The sequence below is a fragment of the Alloprevotella tannerae ATCC 51259 genome (genome assembly GCF_000159995.1).
GTDB lineage: Bacteria > Bacteroidota > Bacteroidia > Bacteroidales > Bacteroidaceae > Alloprevotella > Alloprevotella tannerae.
Genome location: NZ_GG700644.1, coordinates 69,099 through 91,154 on the forward strand (window position 1 = coordinate 69,099; position 22,056 = coordinate 91,154).

Consider the following 22,056-nt stretch of genomic DNA (forward strand, 5'->3'; position numbering starts at 1 on the left):
CAAAGAAAATCTAAGAATATGTTACCTTCGCATCTTCAAAAACAGCGTATTCCTGTAAAATTACGCATCAAAAAGAAATAGGCAACTAATGACCGATCAAGAATATATGCAAAAGGCCCTGATCGAAGCCAAGCAAGCTTTCGAAGAGGGTGAGGTGCCTGTTGGCGCAGTTATCGTTTGTCGCGACCGCATTATTGCCCGTGCCCACAACCTTACGGAGCGGCTTACCGATGTTACGGCTCACGCAGAAATGCAGGCGATCACAGCTGCAGCCAACGCATTAGGCGGAAAATACCTGACCGATTGCACACTTTACGTCACAGTCGAACCCTGCGTTATGTGTGCCGGAGCATTGGCTTGGGCGCAGTTGAGTAGGATTGTCTATGGTGCATCCGATCCCAAGCGAGGCTTTTCTGTGTTCGCCCCCAACGCCTTGCACCCGCGCACAGAGGTGACTGAGGGCGTTTTAGCCGAAGAATGTGCGAACTTAATGAAGGACTTTTTTCAACGCAGACGCTAAATGGCACTTCATAATCAACTCGGCGCACTCGGCGAAGAGGTGGCGGCGCATTATTTGTCCCAACTCGAGTATCGTCTCTTGGAGCGCAACTGGCGCACGGGGCATTTAGAGGTTGACATCATTGCAGATTATTACGGTGAGATTGTATTTGTGGAAGTCAAAACACGCAGTTATGAAGCCGAATATACGGCTTTGGAAGCCGTTGATCGGACGAAGAAAAAGCACCTCGTGCGTGCAGCCCACGATTATATGCATTTGCACCATTTGGATGCCGCTTGTCGCTTCGACATTATAACGGTCGTCGGGCGAGAGGCGCCTTTTCAGGTTACGCACTATATCGACGCTTATTCTCCCAAGAGTATTAAACGCAAACAACAATGCAACTGGAGTTTTTGACGTCTGTCGATTCGACGATGGCTTATTTGCAGCGTCTTCCTGACGACGTCACCACCGACGATCTTTATGTGGTGGTGGCGGAGACGCAAACGGCCGGTCGCGGACAGCGCGGGACGCATTGGGAGTCTGAATCGGGCAAGAATCTGACTTTAGGTTTGCGTGTTTACCCTACGTTTTTGAAAGCCGGTGAACAATTTCGCTTGTCTGAAGTTACGGCTTTGGCTATCGCGGAGGCTTTAGATCTTTATACGGATGGGATTTCGATTAAGTGGCCCAATGATATTTATTGGAATGATCGCAAAATCTGCGGCATGTTGTTAGAACATGATTTGCGCGGGTCTGAGATTGCCTGCACCCGTATTGGACCCGGCATCAACATCAATCAGCAACAGTTTTTTAGCGACGCACCTAATCCCGTCTCTCTCTATCAAATCCTCGGTCACGATACCGATTTGACCACCTTTCTCTACCAATTTTTGCAACGCTTCTCATTAGCTTATACCGCCCTCCGTTCCGGCGCGCGCCAAAGCATAGATTGGCAATATCACCAACGTTTATATCGGCGCGAAGGTCTATTTCCTTACGCCGATGCACAAGGTACATTCCGTGCCCGTCTGATTGGCGTATTGCCCGATGGCACATTGCAGTTGGAAGATGAAGCCGGCCGCTTACGAAAGTATGCTTTCAAAGAAGTGCGTTTCGTTTTATGAAGATTCCATACCTATATATATAATGTGTAGTCGGTTGCAAGTGATTCCCGGCGCTTGTTTGTGCGCTTTCGGCAGATTTGCTGCCGTTTTCACCTCCTTAGCACTTGAAAAGGCCTAACTTTGCCATCGTTCTGAAGCCGTTTTTACGATGAATCGTCAAATTCTTCGCATCGCCATACCGAGTATCATCTCCAATATTACCGTTCCTTTGTTGGGAATGGTTGATATGGGCATCTCCGGCCATTTGGGTTCGACCGTCTATATCGGCGCCATCGCCATTGGGAGTATGATTTTCAATATGCTCTATTGGCTTTTCAACTTCTTGCGTATGGGTACGGGCGGCTTCACTTCGCAAGCCTATGGGCGAGGCGATAAAGCGGAGACCCTCCGCGTGTTGGCGCGCTCGTTGCTCGTAGCCGGCGCCGTATCGGCCTTACTGATTGCCGCCCAACTTCCCTTGGTCGATTTCGGACTCTTGATGATGAAAGCCTCCGGCGAAGTTGCCGTGCAAGCGCGTTTATATTTCCACATCCTGATATGGGGCGCGCCCGCTGTGCTTGGCCTTTATAGTTTTACGGGGTGGTTTTTGGGCATGCAAGACGCTAAAGTGCCGATGCTTGTAGCTATTGTACAAAACGTCTGCAACATACTTTTGAGTGCCTCTCTCGTACTTTTTTTGCATTGGAAGGTGGCCGGCGTCGCCGTGGGTACACTTGTGGCCCAGTATGTCGGTTTGCTGCTTTTCGCCGTCGTTTGGTGGCGTCGCTATCGCGCAGATTGGCGGCAAGTCGACCTGCATCGACTCTGGCAAGGGGGCGTTCTCGCTCGCTTCTTTTCGGTTAATACGGACATTTTCTTCCGCACGCTGTGCATCGTGGCTGTGCAGGTGGCTTTTACGTCTATCGGTTCGGGGCTCGGCGTTGTCATTCTTTCGGCCAACGCTTTACTCTTGCAGTTTAATACGCTGCTTTCCTACGTGATGGATGGTTTCGCCTATGCCGGAGAGGCACTTGGCGGCCGCTATTACGGAATGGGTGATCGCGCCGCTTTTCTTCGCCTCACGCGGGCCTTGATCCGCTGGTGCGCAGGCTTGGCCTTATGCTTCTCGGTGGCTTATATCATTGGTGGCGACGCATTGATCCGCCTCTTGACCAACGATGCGGCTACGATTGAGGCTGCTCGGCGCTATGTGGTCTACGTCTGCCTTATCCCCATCGTGGGAACGGCCGGTTTTCTCTTGGATGGCCTCTTCATTGGTACGACGGCTACGCGCGGGATGCTGCTTTCGGTTTTCTCGGGCGTCGTGTTCTTTTTCTTTCTCCAATCCTTCCTTGTCAACTTGTGGGGTAACGATGGCTTGTGGGTCGCTTTTGCCGGCTATTTCTTGGTGCGCGGTCTGGTGCAAGCTTTCTATTTCAAGCGCATCTTGCCGCCGATGCAGCAGGAGGCCGGTAGGAGTGGTTAAGTCTTGCGCCTCACTTTTGAAGTCAGGCCAAACATTTTGCTTAACTTTGCCTGCAAACGATTCGGACGCAAGTTGGTAAAAGACTTTCGTAATAGTCGTGGACGATCGACGGATTTCAGTCGATGATGATCATAAAAACAACAATACAACCAAGATATGACAAAATTCAAACGCATTTTACTCAAACTGAGCGGCGAAAGCTTGATGGGCGAACAAGGTTACGGCATCGACGTACAAAGATTAAACGAATATGCGGCGCAGATCAAGGAGATTCGCGACCTCGGTGTGCAGATCGGCATCGTAATTGGTGGCGGCAACATCTTTCGTGGACTCAGCGGAACGGGCAAAGGTTTTGACCGGGTCAAAGGTGATCAAATGGGAATGTGCGCTACGGTGATCAATAGTTTGGCTTTGAGTAGTGCACTTGGTGCTATCGGCGTTAAAGCGCGCGTTCTGACCGCCATTCGTATGGAACCGATCGGCGAATTTTATAGTAAATGGAAAGCTTGCGAGGCTTTGGAACGCGGCGAGGTCGTGATTATGTCGGCCGGAACCGGAAATCCGTATTTTACGACTGATACGGGATCGTCTTTGCGCGGCATAGAAATCGAGGCCGACGTTATGTTGAAAGGGACGCGCGTAGATGGCGTCTATACGGCCGATCCGGAGAAAGACCCAAGTGCGGAAAAATTTGAGAAAATCACGTATGATGAAGTGCTTAGCAGGGGTTTGCGCGTGATGGACATAACTGCCATCGCAATGTGCAAGGAAAACGACTTCCCCATCTATGTTTTCAATATGGACCAACCGGGCAACTTGCGCAAAGTGATCGACGGGGAGCCGATCGGCACTTACGTGCACGCCTGAACGACGCATTCTGTTTTTCGGAACACTTAGAAAGTTTCCGCCTTCTACAAGCGGGCGCGACCGTTTCTTCGGTCGGCCCGCTTTTCGCGTTTAGCAGTGGCAGCTAAAGTGAGACTGCCGATGGCCGCTGACTTGTTTTTTCTTGCTTCCTCCCCCGCTTTTATTGACGATGAGGCGTTAGTGCATGCACCTCGCCTCGTTCTTTTTGCCTGTTGGCGCATTTTTCTGTTTCTTCTGTGCTTCGTTGTGTTGTTTGCTGCCGCCAAACTATCGTTTGCTGCCGCCAAACCATTGTTTGCTCCCACCAAACGAAAGCCGTTTGCTGTCGGCAATCGAAAAAGTGGCTATAAAACAATGAAATATGCAATGCCGGACTGTTCGTTACCGCTTTCTCCCTGCTGCATTTTATGATCGTCCGCTTCGAGAATAAGTTGGAGATCGTCATATGCCTAAGGTGACCAGCGGAGAAAATACTGTATGCCCTCTGGAACCCCAAAAATCATATTTGATAAGCAGCTATATGTAATGACAGATTTGTATATTTGCATTATGATTAGCCCTTCGCTCTCTATTACCACGCACAAGCGTATTGAAGAATTGGATTTCTTGAAAAGCATCTTTATTCTGCTTATGGTGGCCTTTCATCTACTGTATTTTGCCGACCACTATCCGCTGCTTAAACAGTGGGTTTATACTTTCCACATGCCGGGCTTTCTTCTCATATCTGGCTATTTGATGCCCGTAAATAAGGGGGGACGACACATCGCACGCACTTTGTGGTGGTTTACTGTGCCTTATTTGTTTTTAGAGTCGGCCTATATAGTGCTATCGACAGTTGTTCCGGTACATGATCCTATCAAAGATCTCACCATTCTTGTCTTTGTCGAAAAAATCTTTTTCAATCCAGTCGGGCCGTATTGGTATTTGCACACGCTTATCTTATGTGGTGCACTTTATTTCGTTGTTTTTCGGTGGTTGAAGGGACCTACCTTATCGCGCATCTTCGCCTTGGGACTCGCTTATTTCAGTTTGGCTTACGTGGGTTTGGTGGCGTGGGATATGAGCCTCTATTTCGCAATCGGTCTTATTGTGCGACAGAGCGGACTCACGTTCCTCCAAGTTTTTCGCCCTTCGTGGTGGGCGCTCCCTGTGCTTGGTTTGTTGGCTTGCCGACCTGACACCTTTCATAAAGGAACCTTGGGCGGTATGCTTACGGTTTATGCTGTGATTGCCACAGCCTTAGCCCTTTATCCTCGCCTGCCTCGGGTTCTGAAACGCCTCTTTCTCTTCTTGGGGCGAAACTCTCTCGTGATCTTTCTTTTTTCTCCGCTTTTCGTTAAGGTGTGTAAGATCTTGCTCCCACGATATCTTGCCTTCGATTCTACCCACCTCCTCTTTTTATTTATAGCCCTCCCACTTTGCGTAATAGGTTCACTTGCTGTATGCAAAGTCCTTGATCTCTTGCATCTCACTCCTTGGTTTCTCGGGCGCCCGTCTGCGCTGGCTTAATGCAGATACTCTCTATAGAGCACAAAGTTAAAGAGGTCAAAAGGCGTTCGAGGCCAACATTATATCAATGCTTAGGAGTGGATATTGCACACTGCCGGCTTCGTGTTACCTCTGAGGCCTCTTTTTCTTCCCAACAGAGGCGCCGTTATTGGTCAATATTTCTCCTTTCTCTGGTCGTTCTCAATCAAAATTACTATTTTTGCGGTATCACGACGGGTGAATAAACAATAATATCCAATGATGTGTAGAAGAATTGTTTTGTGTCTGGTGATCATAGCCTGCTCCGGCGTTTCGCTGATGGCACAAAGAGTACTCACGCTCGATAGTTGTCGGGCACTTGCCTTACGAAATAATAAGAATTTAGCCATTAGTCGAACCAATCGCGACGTGGCGCTGAATACGCATAAAGCTGCGCGCACCAATTACCTGCCCAAACTGACGGCGCAGGCGGCTTACATACGCACCGGCAAGGAGATCTCGGTGCTGAGTAAGGATCAGAAAAATGCATTGTCCAATATGGGGACAAGTCTCTCTGATGCTTTCTCTGGCACTTTTGGACAGATCGCCCAAGGCATTATTGCCCGACATCCCGAGTTGGCGCCGCTCGTGCAGCAGTTGGGCGGCGTAGGCCAAGCCTTTGCCGGCGCACTGAATCAGGCAGGGCGCGGCATCGCAGATGCTTTCCGCACGGACTCGCGTAACCTCGTCGTGGGCAATATTCTCCTTACACAGCCTCTTTATATGGGTGGGAAGATTCGTGCCTACGATCGTTTGACGCATTATGTTCAGGATGTGGCGAATCAGCAACTGCGCGTGGATGAGCAAAACTTGATTTTAGAAACAGATCGCGCTTATTGGCAGATGGTATCTTTGGCCAACAAACTGAAATTGGCGCGCAGTTATCGAGATATGTTGACCCACTTGGATCAAGACGTGACCAAGATGATCGATGCCGGTGTGGCGACAAAAGCCAATCAGTTGCAGGTAAGCGTAAAACTGAACGAGGCGGATATGATGGTGACCAAAGTGGAGGATGGCTTGACATTGTCGCGTATGCTCTTGTGTCAGCTCTGCGGACTCCCGCTGGACGAGAATATAGAAGCGGCCGACGAGAATAAAGATAATTTGGAGGTTGACGAAACCGTGGTTCAGGCCGATGAGCAAACGGCTTACGAGAATCGCCCTGAACTCTGTCAATTACAAAGTGCGATCAACATTGCACAAGAAAAGGTGAACATCGTCCGCTCCGATTACTTGCCGCACTTGGCTTTGATGGGCGGCTACACGGTAATGAATCCGGCCATGTATAATGGATTTGAAAAGAAATTTAGAGGCGATTGGAGCGTCGGCGTCACGTTGAGTGTGCCCGTATGGAACTGGGGAGAAGGTCGCTATAAGATTAAAGCGGCAAAGGCTGAGGAGCAGATCGCTACTTTGCGCGCTGAAGAGGTACGCGAAAAGATCGGGCTGCAAGTAAACCAAGAGATGTTTCGCGTAAATGAAATCAACAAACAATTGCGCTTGGCAGAAAAGAACTTGGAAAAAGCCAATGAGAACTTGCGCGTGGCTACGCTGGGCTACAAAGAAGGCGTGATTAACACGACAGACGTTCTGGCGGCCGAAACGGCTTGGTTGCAGGCGCAGAGTGATAGAATTGATGCGGAGATAGATAGTATGATGACGCGTTCTGCCTTGCAAAAGGCTTTGGGTATCTTGAGCGCACAATAAAAACTTGCGACAGCAGCGTGAAAGGCTGCCACTTATTTACTCGTAAACAAGAAAAAACAAACAGATATGTCAGCTAAAAAGAGGGAAATCAATCTGATTCCGGCTATTTTAATTATTGTCGGAGTGATCATCTTGGTGATCATCGGCTCGCTTTACGCTTTCAGAAGTGAACCGGAGACTATTCAGGGCCAAGCAGACGTCACGGAATATCGCGTGTCGAGCAAAGTGCCTGCGCGCATAGCTCAAATACGTGTGTACGAAGGCGATTATGTGCACAAAGGAGATACACTGGCCATCTTATCAGCTCCCGAGGTACAAGCCAAACTCCAACAGGCGCAAGGCTTGGCTTCGGCTGCCCAAGCGCAAAACTTGAAAGCCGATAATGGCGCCCGCCAAGAGCAGATTCGCGGCGCTTACGATATGTGGCAAAAGGCGCAAGCGGGCGTAGAAATAGCACAGAAGTCGTATGCCCGCGTAAAGAAGTTGGCAGATGAAGGCGTCGTGACCGCACAGAAGCTCGACGAAGCCACGGCCAACTTAAAAGCGGCCATTGCTACGGCACGCGCCGCAGAATCTCAATACGACATGGCACGCAACGGCGCTCGTAATGAAGATAAAGCAGCTGCCCGCGCCGTAGTGAGCCAGGCACGTGGCGCAGTCAACGAGGTGCGTTCGTATATTAAAGAGACTTATCTCATTGCATCAGAAGACGGCGAAGTAACGGAAATCTTTCCGGAGCAAGGAGAACTTGTCGGGACGGGCGCGCCGATTATGAATGTGGCCCGCATCAATGATATTTGGGTCACGTTTAACGTGCGTGAAGACCATTTGGCAGACTTCGGCCTCCATAAAAAGGTAAAGATGACGATTCCCGGCCTCAAAGATAAATCGGTTGAAGGAACAGTTTTCTATATCAAGGCCTTAGGCAGCTATGCTACGTGGAAAGCAACGAAGAGTACGGGCCAATTTGATATGAAAACATTTGAAGTGCGCGTGCGCCCCACGCAAAAGATCGAAGGTCTGCGTCCGGGTATGACGGCACTTTATCAACATCAATAATACATAGGAGAGAGTAGGCGATAGTTGGCCTCTCTGACCAACATTTATAGACAATAATATATGAGAACGTTGTGGAACGTAGCGCTACGCGAATATAAACGACTGCTTCATCAGCCCATTTATTGGTTTGGGTTGATCTTGGCTCCGCTATTTTGCTGCCTGTTTTTCACGACTTTGATGTGGCAGGGCCTGCCAACAGATCTGCCGATGGGCGTTGTAGATGAAGACAACACGCCGACAACGCGGAAGTTGCTGCGCAACCTCGACGCTTTTCAGCAATCAGAGATTGTCGCTACTTACCCGACCGTGACGGAAGCTCGCCGTGCTATGCAGGAGGGAAAGATTTATGGCTTCTTTTATATTCCAAAGGGCGTGACGAAGCAGGCTACGCGTGGCGATCAGCCGACTATATCGTTTTACTCGAATATGAGTTACTTTATGGGCGGTGCCTTTGCTTCGCGAGATATGCGTATGATGTCGGAATTGGCAGCTGCAGCCGCCACGCAAAAAACCTTGCGCGCCAAGGGGGCTACGGAGCAGCAGACGCTGGCGTTTATACAACCGATCGTTATTGATACGCACCCGATAGGTAATCCTTGGTTGAATTATAACATTTACTTGAGCAATCTTATCCTTTATGGCATTCTTGGGATTTTTATCTTTATGCTGACGGTATATAGTATAGGTATGGAAATCAAACAGGGGACGGCAAGGCAATGGTTGGCTCTCTCTAAATGGAATATGCTGACAGCTTTGGGCGGCAAACTCTTGCCGCAGACGCTGGTTCTCTTCTTCACGGCTTGCTGCTTCAATGTGATCTTGTATGGCTTCCTGCATTTCCCCTGCCATAGCGGGTTTATGCAAATGACAATCGTGGCCTTGCTGTTTATCATTGCTTGCCAAGGACTGGCCGTCGGGATGTTTACGCTGCTGCCGACGCTGCGTTTAGGCTTAAGTTTTGCTTCGTTATGGGGCGTCTTGTCATTTAGTATTTGCGGTATGGCCTTTCCGTGCATAGCGATGGATGCACCCTTGCAAGGCTTGGCTTATCTCTTCCCTTTGCGTTACTATTATCTGCTTTATATCAACGGAGCGCTGGATGGCTATGACTTATCTAATGCGTTACCTTTTATTGGCGGACTAATAGCCTTTGCTTGCATTCCGCTGGTTGCAGCGCCGTTCTTAAAGAAAGAAGTGCTGACGATCAAATATCAACCGTAAGGAGGACCGGATTATGAATTTACGCAAGGCATTGAAAAGTTTGTGGCGCTATATTACCTATCCGTTCAGAATGGGGCGGAAAGGTTTTCAGGAAGCTTTGGAGGATTGGAATTATGTCTTTCGCAAAGAATTGAAAACGATATTCCGCGATCCGGGCATCTTGATTTTCCTCATCATTGTCCCTTTGGCCTATCCTTTGGTCTATACTTACATTTATAATAATGAAGTCATCCGTGATGTGCCGGTAGCCGTAGTAGACGATTGCGCTACGCCGCTAAGTCGCACTTACCTTCGTAAAGTTGATGCGACGCCCGATGTGGCAATTGCTTATCGTTGTCCGGATATGCAGACCGCACGCGAATTGATCAAAAGGCGCGAGGTCTATGGCATTATCTATATCCCCAAAGATTTTCAAAAGAATTTGGCGCGTATGCAGCAGACGAAGGTGAGCATCTTTGTGGATATGAGTGGCATTTTATATTACAAAGCGATGTTGCTGGCTAATACCAACGTCTCGCTGGCGATGAATGCCGATATTAAAGTGCAAAGGGCCGGCAATACGACCGATGAGCAAGATAAGGTAACCACTTATCCGATAGCCTACGAACAGGTAGATATTTACAATCCGGAGAGTGGCTATGCTGCGTTCCTGATCCCTGCTGTTTTAATCTTAATCTTGCAGCAAACGCTCGTGTTAGGCGTTGGCGTAGCTGCGGGAACGGCGCGCGAGAAAAATAGTTATCACGAACTGGTCTTGATTCATCGTCATCACCACGGACTTTTGCGCATTGTCTTAGGTAAGGGCTTTGCTTACTTGCTTGTTTATCTTTGGAATATCGTATACGTCTTAGGCGTCATACCGCACATCTTTAACTTGCCGCAAATAGGAAACCCGGCCTATATATGGATGATCATTATTCCGTTTATCTTAGCCGTTATCTTTTTCTCTATGACTATTTCCGTATTGATTCGACAGCGCGAGATGGCTTTTATCATTGTCGTCTTTTTCTCCGTTCCGCTATTGTTCTTGAGCGGTATAAGTTGGCCGGCAACAGCTATTCCTACATTTTGGAAATACTTCTCTTACGTCTTTCCCTCTACATTCGGCATCAATGCATTTGTGAAGATCAATAGTATGGGCGGCGAGATGATTAGCGTGAAGACAGAGTGGTACGCTTTATGGATACAAGCTTTTTGCTACTTTATCCTAACACTGTTTGTCTATCGTTACGAAATCATTTCTTCGCGCCGTAAGCGCATAGCTTTATATGAGCAGAAGAAAGCAGCCTTAGCGCAGCGGAAAAATAACGAGCATCATGCATAGTTCATTATTTCTTAAGCTACAAGAAACTTTTGGGGCGGTATTTCTTTTGAAATGCCGCCCCAAAAACTATACGCTTACCATATCTGATGAGAACTTGGATAATAGGCGCAACGAAACTTGCATTCTATGCTGTTTACCTTATCGTTGGAAGCGATACTTCTATCTTGTAAAACTCTAAGAGACCTTTTAATGACTTTCCACATAACATCCTGAGATTATTGCCTAAGAAAGGATTATTTTTTCTTTTCCCTTCTTTCGGGTATATGATAATACAAGGTATGGGTGACACATCTTTATATTCTAAATGAGTGAGAATGCGCAAATCGCGACCATAGCCGCTCAACTGGCGCACGACGTCCTTATCTAAAGACTTCTCATCGTACTTCGGAATATATTTTGTATCTAAGATGGCCTTGTATTCTTTCGACTTATACAAGAAATCAGGAAATCCCGTCTTACCTTTGAATTGATAAGTAATTCTCTCACGATAGGCTTCGTGAAGCAGCCCATATACATAATGCTCATAGAGTAGCGACATATCAAGCCAAAACGGAACGACTTTTCCCTCATGGCTACCTACCTTGCTAATGTTATAATCAAAGAGTCGAAGGATTAGTTTTGCCAGTCGAATTGCTTCATTGTAATTTGTGAACAATTTGTGAGCGCGTAGTCGCTTTACTTGTTTAATTTCAACCTTGTCGCTGACCTCACTAAACAGTGCAAGACTTTTATTCAATCGCAACTTTGCTACAGCTGCGGACCGTTCGTTTAAGCCTTGAAGCAAGCGCTGAGAGAATAAGAGTGCTTTCTTTATCAATCTGTTTTCCGGAATGTCGGCCGAATATTCGTCATACTCGCAGAAAACCCTATCGTAGCGCCTAATAGCAATGTTCTGTCGCTCATTCTTCAAGATGCTGATTCGCCCTTTTACCTTCTTCAGGTTCTCACTTCGACTGACGTATCCTTTCTTCAATTCCTTAATTCTGCTTACGACGCCAAGGAAGTGCAGCACAAGTAGCGGACTTACGACACTTTGAAGTGCAGGCGCCTTTATGCATGGCTTGTCAATGTATATCTCGTAGATGGTAGAGAATGACGCTAAGGATAAGTCAGAAGTAAAGCAGGTCATAAACATCCTCACGAAGTCAATCTGCTCCATCTCGTGCTTTGTCGTTACTATCAAACTTTCTTGCTCATCGATCCATTCTGCCCCAATTTTGTATGAAGCATAATAAGCTTCAGGCAAAAAGTCCGTGCGCTTACACCATTCAACAAGCTCCAACCTATCATATTTCTCCTCCTTCTTACTGACAGGCAATTGTTCGTGTTCTTGAAGCTGTATCACACTCATTCTCCCTCTTGCTCCTCTTCTTCGTTGACTTCTTCAATCGTAGCGGGCTGCAAATCGCGCCAGTCCTCAAACGCGGCTTCCTTCTCTTTGCTACTCACGTTTAAGATACCATCGTTGATATATTCTGAAATAAGTGGCAATACTTCATACTCCATCTTGTCCCGTAGTTCCTCTTCTGAAGCAGACATAAAGTAACTATGACCAACCATCAAATCATCTATACCCAAGTCGCCGCACTGCTTTTCCTTGATGAATTTTTCAATGTTACCGAACAATGCGAGCGCCTGACTCTTTAGTGTAGGCTCGGTATTATAATGTTTCTCAATAACCGACTTGTCAGATTTTAATGTAACAAAAGCAAAACGCCGACGCAATGCATAGTCAATCGTGCCCGTACTGCGGTCGGTGGTGTTCATCGTGCCAATGATATATAAATTTTTGGGCACACTGAACAGCTCCTTGGAATAAGGCAAAGTAACCTGAATAGGATGCTCGCTTCCTTCCCTCTTATCAACTTCTAACAGCGTTATCAATTCGCCGAAGATCTTGGCTACATTGCCTCGGTTTATTTCGTCAATGATGAGGACTACCTTGTTGTTGCCATGTATATTGTATTCCTCTTTTACTGCTTCTATGAAAGCCTTGGCGTATGCAGGCCAATTGTTTTCCACTCCATCTCCTAGAGCTTGATGCTTTACTTTTTCTATATTAAGAGGCGATGGACTATGTGTTTCGTCACGTGTGATTGTTGAATATTTACTTCTACAGCTAATGGTAGTATTACCCTTATTCCACCAAGCATAAAACGAAGATATTCCTGTACTTGTAGGAATCTCTCTCTTATTCTCGAATCCGTTAATCTTATGCTCTAAGAAATCGTCAATACATTCGGTTATATCTTTACTTTCGTCCATCGTTACAGCTTGGCAGGCCCGCTTAAAGATTCCGTCTTCCGGCTCGTAGGTTACGCCGACGCTTTCCCCTTGCTCATTTGTTTGCACACGAGGCTTTAACCCCTCGACAAAGTCTTCATAATCTAAAGACTGATGAAACGTAGTAAAGAAGATGCGCTTACCCGTCAGTTCTTTATATCGCTTTATCACGGCCTCGTGGTCTGTTAAATCTATATCAGTTACGCCCAAAACTTTCAGGGCTATACTGGCCGTATTATAAGTTTTACCGGTTCCGGGCGCACCTTGAATAATGATATTGCGCTTGTGTTCTAATAGTTGCGCACATTTGTTTGTAAATTCCATATTTTCTATATGTATATGCTTTAACCAATTATTGATGTATTCATATTGTTTTGTCCCGTGGCCGCATGAGGAAAAAGCTCCTTGCGTGAAGAGTCTAGAATTAGAAGGCTGTTTATAATCCTTAGCCCACGCCAATATTTTAACCCGCCTGAAATTTTTATGAAGAAACTCATCGGTCAGCTCTCTATCCGTAAAGTTTTCACTAATAATTTGGCATAAAGCAATAGCCTCATTCCCTTCTCGAACAAGCACTATATCACCATTCTTAATCTTATACTTAAAGTTTTCGCATTGATTGTTGCCCCGTTCACCGATTCCAATAAAAGGTTCCTCTCTTTCTAACATTTTCTTGGAATCAACTCTCGCTTCATCCTCTTGTCCATAAGGCTTATACATCTGTATATGCCAATACTTCTTATCCCGATCTTTGTTCATAATTCTATGCACTTTAATTCTTATGGTTAATGATTAGTTGTCAGTCGCAATTTCATCCCTTGACATACATTTTGCGATAGCGCGAGCCTACGTTGCGGAGCTTGCCTTCCGATTCGAGACTGCGGAGGAGGCGATAGGTCATAGATTTGGATAGGTGGAGCGTCGTTTGCAGGTTGTTTGGGAAGATGTAATCCGCGGCGGCGAAGAGGCGTGTGAGGGCGGCATCGACTTCCGCCGGCGTCGGCGTAGTGTGGAGGCGACTGCGATAGGTGGCGTTCTCAAATTGTGCCTGGCGTAATGTGCGCATAAAGTCCTTTTCGGCGCGGAAGTTTACGCTCCGCACCTCGGGGTTGCGCAGACGGAAACGGTGCGTTTTGGCATCTTCGCAGATTTCACCCTTGACGGCGAGCGAGAAGTAACCGAGTCCGGGCAGATGCACGCGGTTGCCTTCCATCAGCTGGTAGGAAATTTCGGTTTTCAGTGCATCGAGCGAACCCGTGAGGTCGGCTGTGGTTAGCGTCGTAGCCTTTTCGATGTTTTTCCCCATTCGGTCCATTCCGACCGTCATATTTTCGTGTACTACTATACGTAAATCTTTGTTTTTCGGGAGTTTCCCTCCTATTTTCAATAGTTTGTAAGCTACAGTCATAAGCTGGTATTTGTTTTTCTGTTCGTATTCTTCCGTTCTCTTCTGCGTCCGGCAACTGAGCACTCTGTGCATATTTTGCGATGCCTGCTCCGCTTCTTAGCTCTCCTTAGGCATCTTTCCGCAAGTCTCTGTGCACTTTGTTGTAGCTTCTTACGCACCTTGCCGCAATTTGCACAGCATCTCGTTGCAACTCCTACGCACCTTATCGCAATTTTCTACTCATCTTTTTGCCGCGCAACGCATAGTTTTAGATTTTCTCCGTGGTGAAAAATTGGTGTCACCACGGTAAAAAATATTTTTCTCCGTGGTGCTAATTTAGTTGCACCGTGGTGAAACTTTTTCTTTTGCCCACAAAGGTACGATTTTTACGGAATAATTTTTGAAAAAGTTAGCACTAAATTAGGAAACGTTTAGTAAAAGCTATGTGGCAACTTAGGGAAGAATCTAAAAAGCAATAGTAGTACGCGAAAATATGTTGTTATAAGAGACGCGAGAATCAAAGAGATGGGGCAGAAGAGGGTATTTGCTTTTAGGTAAGTAGTTCTTCGTGAGAGGAGTAAATGAAAAAGCCTGCTTCAATAATATCTTTTTCTGATTTTTCGGCGATGCGTTGCTCCGTATGTACACTCGGCTAAATGTGGCAGAGTGGTCGGCACCGCGACTGAATCCTATATTAAGGGGAAATTATTTCATGAATATTTCCCGCGTTCTCGTTTGTGCAAGCGTTGTGAAGCAGTCTCTTATTTGAATATATAGTGAAGGCCCTAACATTGGTTTCTGTTTAGGGCCTTTATGTCTAAAAGTAAAAAGGATTCGAGGTGGATTTTTTGTTTTGGCATTTCAAATGCCTTCCCTGCATTTGATGATAAATAGTCGTGAATGGTAAGTTGTCGTAAGCTGTTTATTGCGACTTATTCTCATCAGTGATTTCTTCAAAATCTACGTATTCCCCTTCATCGGGTGTGAAGATTTTTTTTGTTGGAGTTTGCTGTCGGGATTCTTGCGCGCTTTGCGATCTTCTCTCTTGTGCTTTCGTTGTTTGCTGATAAAAGGTCTTTTTTATCTTTTGAAACTGCCGAATTAGGCGTATGATAGGAGAGAGTATGAAGAATAGCAGTACTGCTATTGACAATAAAAATATGAAGAAGAAACCGTCCATTTATGTGTGCTAATTTGAATGACTAATCGGCGTGTTTACGCCTGTTTCTTTCCGGAAAAGCAAAAGTTGTTCCAAATAGAGCACAGGATGTAAAGAATGATGATAACAGCAAAGCCGCCCCAACCGAGCAGGATAAGCAAGATGACGCTTAGTAAGATGAACGAATAGCGCAGGATGTTGTCGCCTTTCCATTTGAAGTCCTTGAACTTTAGTGCGAACATAGGTATTTCGCTAACGAGTAACCAACAGCTAATGGCTATTCCAATGAGCAAAACTATCCATTCGTTTGAGCCAAGTAAGTGGAGGTCGTCGGCATAGTAGTTGCCAATGGCCGCCCAAAATAAGGCATTGGCAGGCGTTGGCAGGCCTATGAAACCCTGGGTCTGTCTTTCGTCGAGATTAAACTTGGCGAGGCGCAAGGCTGAGAATGCAGCGATGAGAAAGGCTGAGGAAGAGATTATAAGATGTAGTATGAGGTCTGTAACTGTTTCCGTGTCAACCAAAAGCGAGAATACGATACCGGCCGGTGCGAAGCCAAACGTAATGACGTCGGCCAGCGAATCAAGCTCTTTCCCGATGGGAGATGAAACTTTGAGTAGTCGGGCTACGAATCCATCAAAGAAATCGAAGATCGCTCCAATAATAATGAAGATAAAAGCATCTTCAAAATCGCCATTGAGTGAGAAGGCTGTGGCGATGCAACCTGAAATCAGGTTACAGCAAGTTAGTGCGTTGGGAATATGTTTTTTCATTTGGAGAAGCCTTCATTATTCGTTGGGCTGAAGGCGTGCAATAATTGTCTGATTGCCGACCGTCGTTTGTCCGGGTTGGATTAGGATCTCGGCATTGAGCGGCAAGTAGATGTCGACGCGTGAACCGAATTTGATGAAGCCTAAATGCTCATCGATATAGCATTCTTCCTCCGGACGTGCGTAAGTTACAATCCTGCGCGCAACGGCGCCCGCAATTTGTCTTACCAAGATGTCTTGCCCGTCGGGCGTTTCAATGACAATGGTAGAGCGTTCGTTCTCCGTGCTTGACTTTGGTAGCCAAGCTTTATAAAAATTGCCATTGTGGTGTTCTACCTTTTTTATGATGCCATCTACCGGAAACCAGTTGGCGTGTACGTTCCATAAAGACATAAAGATGGAGACCATAATGCGCCGATCGTGGAAATACTCATTCTCCTCTGTTTCTTCAACTACGACGACCCTTCCATCAGCTGAGGCGACCACGGTGTTCTCTGTAGCTTCCGCAAAGCGCCGAATGGGGCATCGGAAAAAGTTGATAATAATGCCGTAGACCACAAGACTGATAGCCAAGACGACATAAAAAGGAAAGAGTGTGAGATCTCTTAATAAGAAAAATAAGGCTGCGTTGAGTAGTGCCAAAGAAAGGCCTGTATAGAGCAATGTATATTTTCCTTCGTTGTGTAGACGAATTCGTTTTATATGCGATAGTTTCCTCATAAGGAGTGGCTATGTTTGTAAGTAATGAGTGCAAAGTTAGGCTTTTCTGTTAAAAGAACAAAGCGTGCCGCGCCAAAGTCACGCAATCCAAGCTTCTGTGAGAATGCGTTCTAGCTCTTCTGCCGTTAATTTGAGGTGAAAATGTCCGTCTTCTGCCACTGAGATTCTTCCCGTTTCCTCCGAAACAACGATGGCTAAGCAGTCGCTTTGCTGTGTCATACCCAAGGCTGCTCGGTGGCGTAGTCCGAGAGAGCGAGGAATATCGTTGTTATGCGAGACCGGAAGGATGCAGCCGGCGGCTGTGATGCGTTGTTTGCTGATGATCATAGCCCCATCGTGGAGCGGACTATTTTTGAAAAAGATGTTTTCGATCAATCTTTGGTTAATGTCGGCGTCGATAAGTTCGCCCGTGCGTATGATTTCCTTTAAGCCGGTATGACGTTCGATTACGATGAGTGCACCCTCCTTTTGCTTGCTCATATTCAGGCAGGCCAAGACGATAGGCATTACGTTTTCGTGCTGCACTTCCTCCTTTTGACTCTTAAATAATCGCGTCACCCATTTTGAACCGGACGTAGAACCTATGGTTGAAAAGAAATGGCGTATCTCTTCTTGAAACAAAACGACTAAGGCCACCATACCGATGTTGACCAAATTGTCCATAATGCTTCCCAAGAGGTGCATTTCGAGGAAGCGGGAGACAATGATCCAACCAATAACGAAGAAGAGAACTCCCGTAAAGATATTGGCAGCGCTCGATTGCTTCATTAGTTTCCAAATGTAATAGAGCAATAAAGCTACCAGGAGGATGTCGATAATATCTTTGATTCCGAACGTCAGCATAAGTTCTTTTCTTGTTTTAGACAGCGGTCATTTGTTCAAACATGCACACTACTTCTCGCGCAGCCTTTACGTCGTGCACGCGCAAAATGTGCGCCCCCTTCAGCAGACTGACCGCGTGGAGCATAGTCGTGCCGTTCAGACTCTCTTCCGGCGTCGTCTCCAGCAGTTTATAAATCATAGATTTCCGTGAAATGCCTACCAATAGCGGCTGTTTGAAGACGTGCAACTCCTCTAAATGGTTCATCAATTCATAGTTTTGCTCCAGCGTTTTGCCAAATCCGAAGCCCGGATCTATGATAATGTCCTTTACGCCCAAGTCGTGCAAGTGCGCTACCTTTTCAGCCAAATACAAAAATACCTCTTTAAGAAAATCCTCGTAGTGTGGCGCTTGCTGCATCGTTTGTGGCGTGCCCTGCATGTGCATCAATATATAAGGCACTCCGGTCTTTGCTACCGTTCGAAACATATTCCGATCCAGCAGGCCGCCCGAAATATCATTGATGATGTCAATGCCAAACTCTTCAATACACATTCGCGCCACGTCAGCCCTAAAAGTATCCACGCTCACTACCAAATCCGGCGCCTCGCGCTTCACAATCGTCAGGCCACGGCGCAGACGCGCCATTTCTTCTTCGATCGGCACATCATCTGCGCCCGGTCTGCTGCTATAAGCGCCGATGTCGAGCATTGAAGCCCCTTCATTTGCTATTTGCCGCACCCGCTTGCCGATCTCTTCCTCACTTTGCCATCTGCTTCCGGCGTAGAAAGAGTCCGGCGTGACGTTAAGTATGCCCATCACCTGCGGACTGTCGAGGCTGAATAAGCGCCCGCCGGCTAAGCGTATCGTATAAGAATGTAGCTCTTTCATAATTCACGGCAAATATAGTAAGAAAATCACGTAACTTGAGCGTGCCGAGCGCCTTTTGATACTTATTCTGCCGCATCGGTCTTTTATTTATAAATATCTTGTTTGGGCTGAGCCGTCTCCGACTTACAGTTTGCGCCGTCATTGTCGCATTTATCGCTTCGGTCGGTGCGCTTATTGTTCAATTTATTTGTAGATCAAGGCAAAGTATCATTGACAAGTATTACTTTTGCACGTTAATTGGCAGCGATATGAACATAAAAGAACTATACGAACAATACCTTTTGCATCCGCAAATCACGACGGATACGCGTGACTGCCCGCCGGGGTCGATCTTTTTCGCTTTGCGGGGCGAGACTTTCAATGGCAATCGCTTTGCCCACCAAGCTTTAGATAATGGTTGCGCTTTAGCCGTCGTGGACGATCCTTCAGTAGTCGACGATGACCGACTGATTTTGGTCGATGATGTCTTGACGACGCTCCAAGCCTTGGCAGCCTTCCACCGCCATCAATTTACCGGTCCGGTTATTCAGATTACAGGAACCAACGGCAAGACGACGACAAAGGAACTCGTATCTGCCGTGCTCTCCGAGCGTTATAATGTACTCTTTACGCAGGGAAATTTCAACAACCATATCGGTGTGCCTAAAACGCTGTTGCGTTTGAACGCATCCCATCAGATTGCCGTGATCGAAACCGGCGCCAATCATCCGGGAGAGATTAAGTTGCTGAGTGAAATTGTGGATCCCGATTGCGGACTTATCACCAATGTCGGCAAAGCTCATTTGGCCGGCTTCGGATCTTTTGAAGGCGTAATACGAACGAAAGGAGAGCTTTACGACTATCTGCGCACGAAGTCAGACGCTTTTGTTTTTATCAATGCCGACAACCCTTATTTACAGCCGATAGCGCACGATTTGTTGCGCATCACTTACGGGCGGCCCGGTAAAGATTATGATGTGGAAGGCGAAGTGCTGACTTGCGATCCTTGCCTCAATTTGCGCTTCCGCATCAAGGGGGGAGCGTGGCAGGAGGTCAAGACGCAGCTCATTGGGGCTTATAATATAGATAATATACTTGCGGCCGTGGCTGTCGGCGTGCGCTTTGGCGTGACACCGGAACAAATTAGTCGGGCAATAGCGGCTTATTGTCCGACGAATAATCGCAGCGAACTCCTGCGCACGGCTACGAATACGCTCATCGTCGACGCTTACAATGCCAACCCCACCAGTATGGCGGCTGCCTTAGACAATTTTCAGCTCATCAAGCACCCGCATAAGATGGCTATACTCGGCGGTATGCGCGAGCTCGGCAACGCTTCAGCCCAAGAGCATCAAGCCATTATCGACAAAGTGGCTACGATGGCTCTTGACGACATATGGCTCGTGGGCGAGGAGTTTCAGCCCTTCGCTGAGCGCTATCGCTACTTTCCCTCCGTCGAAGCCGTGGAGCAACAGCTCCGCGAGCATCCTCTCCACGACAGCCTAATCCTCATCAAAGGTAGCAATTCGCAACATCTATACCGCTTACCCGACTACCTTTAAGGCCTTTTTCGTCGACAAAACGGCAGTAAAGTGCGTATAAGATGCGTGAAATTCCACACTTAGCTTTTCATATTCAGGCGAATTACCTATATTTGCACACACAAATATTGAAATAACAAAAATAGAATATAATAGTAATGATCAAATCACAAGACATCAAGAAAGGAACTTGCATCCGCTTAGACGGCAAGCTCTATTTCTGCATCGATTTCCTTCATGTAAAGCCCGGTAAGGGCAATACGATTATGCGCACGACGCTGAAAGACGTAGTCAACGGCAACGTATTGGAGCGCCGCTTCAATATTGGCGAAGCCTTGGAAGATGTGCGAGTTGAGCGCCGCCCTTATCAGTATTCTTATGCTGATGGTGACGTGTTCCACTTCTTGAACCAAGAGACTTGGGACGATGTGACGATTGAGCGCGATATGATCACAGGCGTTGACTATATGAAAGAAGGCGACGTGCTCGATGTTGTGAGCGATGCGTCTACAGATACGATTCTCTATGCCGAAATGCCGGTGAAGACGAAGTTGAAGATCGTTTACACAGAACCGGGATTGAAAGGAGATACTGCGACAAACGCAACCAAACCGGCTAAGTTAGAGTCGGGCGCAGAAATACGTGTGCCGCTTTTCATCAACGAAGGCGAAACCGTGGAGGTAGATACGCGCGACGGCAGCTATCTAAACCGCGTCAAAGTATAAGCTATACAATAATGAATATGCATAGGGTGTCGACGAGCGCTGCTTGTCGCCACCTTTTTTATTGGCCGGCGGCGATTGGCGGCTTATTGCTGAAAAAGAAAAAGGCGATAACTTCTGAAAAGTTATCGCCTTTTTGTAGCGCGACCCAGGATTGAACTGGGGACCTCATGATTATGAATCATGCGCTCTAACCAGCTGAGCTATCGCGCCGGCATAAAAGGAGCTTGTTCCCTTTTTGCGAGTGCAAAAGTAGAAGATAAATTCTATATGACCAAGCCTTTTTTAGGAAAATCTTCCGTTCAGCCTTAAAAATACTATTTTGTCTTTGTTATCACGCATCTGCGTGCTATCTCGGTAGGCCTACTGAGGCCCTCGCACCTAATGGTTGATGCGGCCGATTGATGTACCTGCGCTTTGCGCGTCGTTTACAACCCATAACCTTGCGCCTGCTGCTGCGGAGGGTAGGGCAGTGAGGCTGCGCATACGCTTATAGTGCAACAAGATCAGCCACTTCCGGCTGCTCGTCTTTTGCCGTAAGAAGTGAGTTGCAGTTTTCGACAAATCCCAACGGCTGAGTGGCGATGCGGATTGTGCCGGCATCGCTCAGTTACGTACAAATCACGCCTCCAAAGCCTTTTCTTATCATAATTCGCTTGTATTCAGTACGTAAAAGATTGATTTGCTGTTCCGGCAAGTGCTTGGCGCTGTGGTTTGCTGCCGGCAAACCATCATTTGGCGGCAGCATACTATCGTTTGGTGGCAGCAAACCATTGTTTGGTCGGGCCAAACGAAAGATGATTTGGGCGTGCGCCACTGCCATTCGCCACTCGAAAATAGCCGTTTCGTAGTTGTCGATAACCTGCGTTGCGCTGCTTGGCTCAACGCCTTATTGGCCTTTTGTTAAGTGCATTGGCCGCGTGTGCCCTCCTTTTCTGCTGAATATTTCTTCTTTCAGTATAATTGTAGTACTTTTGCTTGCAAA

General features: G+C 47.0%; 22 protein-coding genes and 1 tRNA gene. 14 read left to right on the forward strand and 9 right to left on the reverse strand.

Annotated elements, in window-relative coordinates:
• Positions 1 to 88: 88 nt before the first annotated feature.
• From GCWU000325_RS10665 to GCWU000325_RS10715, 11 genes are all read left to right on the forward strand, one after another.
• Complete coding sequence (locus GCWU000325_RS10665) at positions 89 to 520, forward strand: nucleoside deaminase (protein WP_006256657.1); 432 nt, start codon at positions 89 to 91, stop codon at positions 518 to 520.
• A complete protein-coding gene (locus tag GCWU000325_RS10670) occupies positions 521 to 916 on the forward strand; it encodes a YraN family protein (RefSeq protein ID WP_006256658.1) in 396 nt (131 codons plus the stop codon).
• Positions 898 to 1,626: a biotin--[acetyl-CoA-carboxylase] ligase gene (locus GCWU000325_RS10675; RefSeq protein ID WP_006256659.1), complete on the forward strand. Its 729-nt coding sequence runs from the start codon at positions 898 to 900 to the stop codon at positions 1,624 to 1,626. The genes GCWU000325_RS10670 and GCWU000325_RS10675 overlap by 19 nt, the downstream gene beginning before the upstream one ends.
• 148 nt (positions 1,627 to 1,774) lie before the next feature.
• Positions 1,775 to 3,091 carry an MATE family efflux transporter gene (locus tag GCWU000325_RS10680; protein ID WP_006256660.1) on the forward strand — a complete coding sequence of 439 codons (1,317 nt, stop codon included), beginning with the start codon at positions 1,775 to 1,777 and terminating at the stop codon, positions 3,089 to 3,091.
• Between the two features lie 156 nt (positions 3,092 to 3,247).
• The gene (pyrH, locus tag GCWU000325_RS10685) at positions 3,248 to 3,958 is read left to right on the forward strand and encodes a UMP kinase (protein ID WP_006256664.1); all 711 of its coding nucleotides are present in this window, start codon (positions 3,248 to 3,250) and stop codon (positions 3,956 to 3,958) included.
• Positions 3,959 to 4,078: 120 nt separating this feature from the next.
• On the forward strand, positions 4,079 to 4,369 hold the full coding sequence (locus GCWU000325_RS10690) for a hypothetical protein (protein WP_006256666.1): 291 nt from the start codon (positions 4,079 to 4,081) through the stop codon (positions 4,367 to 4,369).
• A 114-nt stretch (positions 4,370 to 4,483) separates the two neighbouring features.
• Positions 4,484 to 5,467 carry an acyltransferase family protein gene (locus GCWU000325_RS10695; protein ID WP_244832924.1) on the forward strand — a complete coding sequence of 328 codons (984 nt, stop codon included), beginning with the start codon at positions 4,484 to 4,486 and terminating at the stop codon, positions 5,465 to 5,467.
• A 240-nt stretch (positions 5,468 to 5,707) separates the two neighbouring features.
• Positions 5,708 to 7,195, forward strand: coding sequence for a TolC family protein (locus GCWU000325_RS10700; RefSeq protein WP_040599887.1), 1,488 nt, complete (start codon positions 5,708 to 5,710; stop codon positions 7,193 to 7,195).
• Between the two features lie 66 nt (positions 7,196 to 7,261).
• The gene (locus GCWU000325_RS10705; RefSeq protein WP_006256669.1) at positions 7,262 to 8,254 is read left to right on the forward strand and encodes an HlyD family secretion protein; all 993 of its coding nucleotides are present in this window, start codon (positions 7,262 to 7,264) and stop codon (positions 8,252 to 8,254) included.
• 60 nt (positions 8,255 to 8,314) lie between these two features.
• Complete coding sequence (locus GCWU000325_RS10710; RefSeq protein ID WP_006256670.1) at positions 8,315 to 9,475, forward strand: ABC transporter permease; 1,161 nt, start codon at positions 8,315 to 8,317, stop codon at positions 9,473 to 9,475.
• Between the two features lie 70 nt (positions 9,476 to 9,545).
• Complete coding sequence (locus tag GCWU000325_RS10715; protein ID WP_040599888.1) at positions 9,546 to 10,799, forward strand: ABC transporter permease; 1,254 nt, start codon at positions 9,546 to 9,548, stop codon at positions 10,797 to 10,799.
• A gap of 133 nt (positions 10,800 to 10,932) precedes the next feature.
• On the opposite strand, the gene GCWU000325_RS10720 is transcribed toward GCWU000325_RS10715, so the two are convergent.
• The 8 genes from GCWU000325_RS10720 to folP form a co-directional block, all read right to left on the reverse strand.
• Complete coding sequence (locus GCWU000325_RS10720) at positions 10,933 to 12,150, reverse strand: 5-methylcytosine restriction system specificity protein McrC (RefSeq protein ID WP_006256672.1); 1,218 nt, start codon at positions 12,148 to 12,150, stop codon at positions 10,933 to 10,935.
• Positions 12,147 to 13,841, reverse strand: coding sequence for an McrB family protein (locus GCWU000325_RS10725; protein ID WP_006256673.1), 1,695 nt, complete (start codon positions 13,839 to 13,841; stop codon positions 12,147 to 12,149). The genes GCWU000325_RS10720 and GCWU000325_RS10725 overlap by 4 nt, the downstream gene beginning before the upstream one ends.
• A gap of 52 nt (positions 13,842 to 13,893) precedes the next feature.
• Complete coding sequence (locus tag GCWU000325_RS10730; RefSeq protein ID WP_040599889.1) at positions 13,894 to 14,490, reverse strand: HU family DNA-binding protein; 597 nt, start codon at positions 14,488 to 14,490, stop codon at positions 13,894 to 13,896.
• Between the two features lie 901 nt (positions 14,491 to 15,391).
• Positions 15,392 to 15,649 (reverse strand): DUF4834 family protein, encoded by a 258-nt coding sequence (locus GCWU000325_RS10735; protein WP_006256677.1) that lies wholly within the window; start codon positions 15,647 to 15,649, stop codon positions 15,392 to 15,394.
• Positions 15,650 to 15,684: 35 nt separating this feature from the next.
• Positions 15,685 to 16,401 (reverse strand): CDP-diacylglycerol--serine O-phosphatidyltransferase, encoded by a 717-nt coding sequence (gene pssA / locus GCWU000325_RS10740; protein WP_006256678.1) that lies wholly within the window; start codon positions 16,399 to 16,401, stop codon positions 15,685 to 15,687.
• A gap of 15 nt (positions 16,402 to 16,416) precedes the next feature.
• Positions 16,417 to 17,118 (reverse strand): phosphatidylserine decarboxylase family protein, encoded by a 702-nt coding sequence (locus GCWU000325_RS10745; RefSeq protein ID WP_006256679.1) that lies wholly within the window; start codon positions 17,116 to 17,118, stop codon positions 16,417 to 16,419.
• A 78-nt stretch (positions 17,119 to 17,196) separates the two neighbouring features.
• Entirely contained in the window at positions 17,197 to 17,961 is a 765-nt protein-coding gene (gene cdaA, locus GCWU000325_RS10750; protein ID WP_006256680.1) for a diadenylate cyclase CdaA, read from the reverse strand.
• Between the two features lie 16 nt (positions 17,962 to 17,977).
• Positions 17,978 to 18,829 carry a dihydropteroate synthase gene (folP, locus tag GCWU000325_RS10755; protein WP_006256681.1) on the reverse strand — a complete coding sequence of 284 codons (852 nt, stop codon included), beginning with the start codon at positions 18,827 to 18,829 and terminating at the stop codon, positions 17,978 to 17,980.
• Between the two features lie 248 nt (positions 18,830 to 19,077).
• Between folP and GCWU000325_RS10760 the strand changes: the two genes are divergently transcribed.
• Together GCWU000325_RS10760 and efp are read left to right on the forward strand one after the other, a co-directional pair.
• Complete coding sequence (locus GCWU000325_RS10760; protein ID WP_006256684.1) at positions 19,078 to 20,370, forward strand: UDP-N-acetylmuramoyl-tripeptide--D-alanyl-D-alanine ligase; 1,293 nt, start codon at positions 19,078 to 19,080, stop codon at positions 20,368 to 20,370.
• 137 nt (positions 20,371 to 20,507) lie between these two features.
• Entirely contained in the window at positions 20,508 to 21,074 is a 567-nt protein-coding gene (efp, locus tag GCWU000325_RS10765) for an elongation factor P (protein WP_006256685.1), read from the forward strand.
• A 136-nt stretch (positions 21,075 to 21,210) separates the two neighbouring features.
• On the opposite strand, the gene GCWU000325_RS10770 is transcribed toward efp, so the two are convergent.
• Positions 21,211 to 21,284, reverse strand: a tRNA-Met gene (locus GCWU000325_RS10770).
• 469 nt (positions 21,285 to 21,753) lie between these two features.
• Between GCWU000325_RS10770 and GCWU000325_RS12285 the strand changes: the two genes are divergently transcribed.
• On the forward strand, positions 21,754 to 21,978 hold the full coding sequence (locus GCWU000325_RS12285; protein ID WP_211205535.1) for a hypothetical protein: 225 nt from the start codon (positions 21,754 to 21,756) through the stop codon (positions 21,976 to 21,978).
• Positions 21,979 to 22,056: the final 78 nt, after the last annotated feature.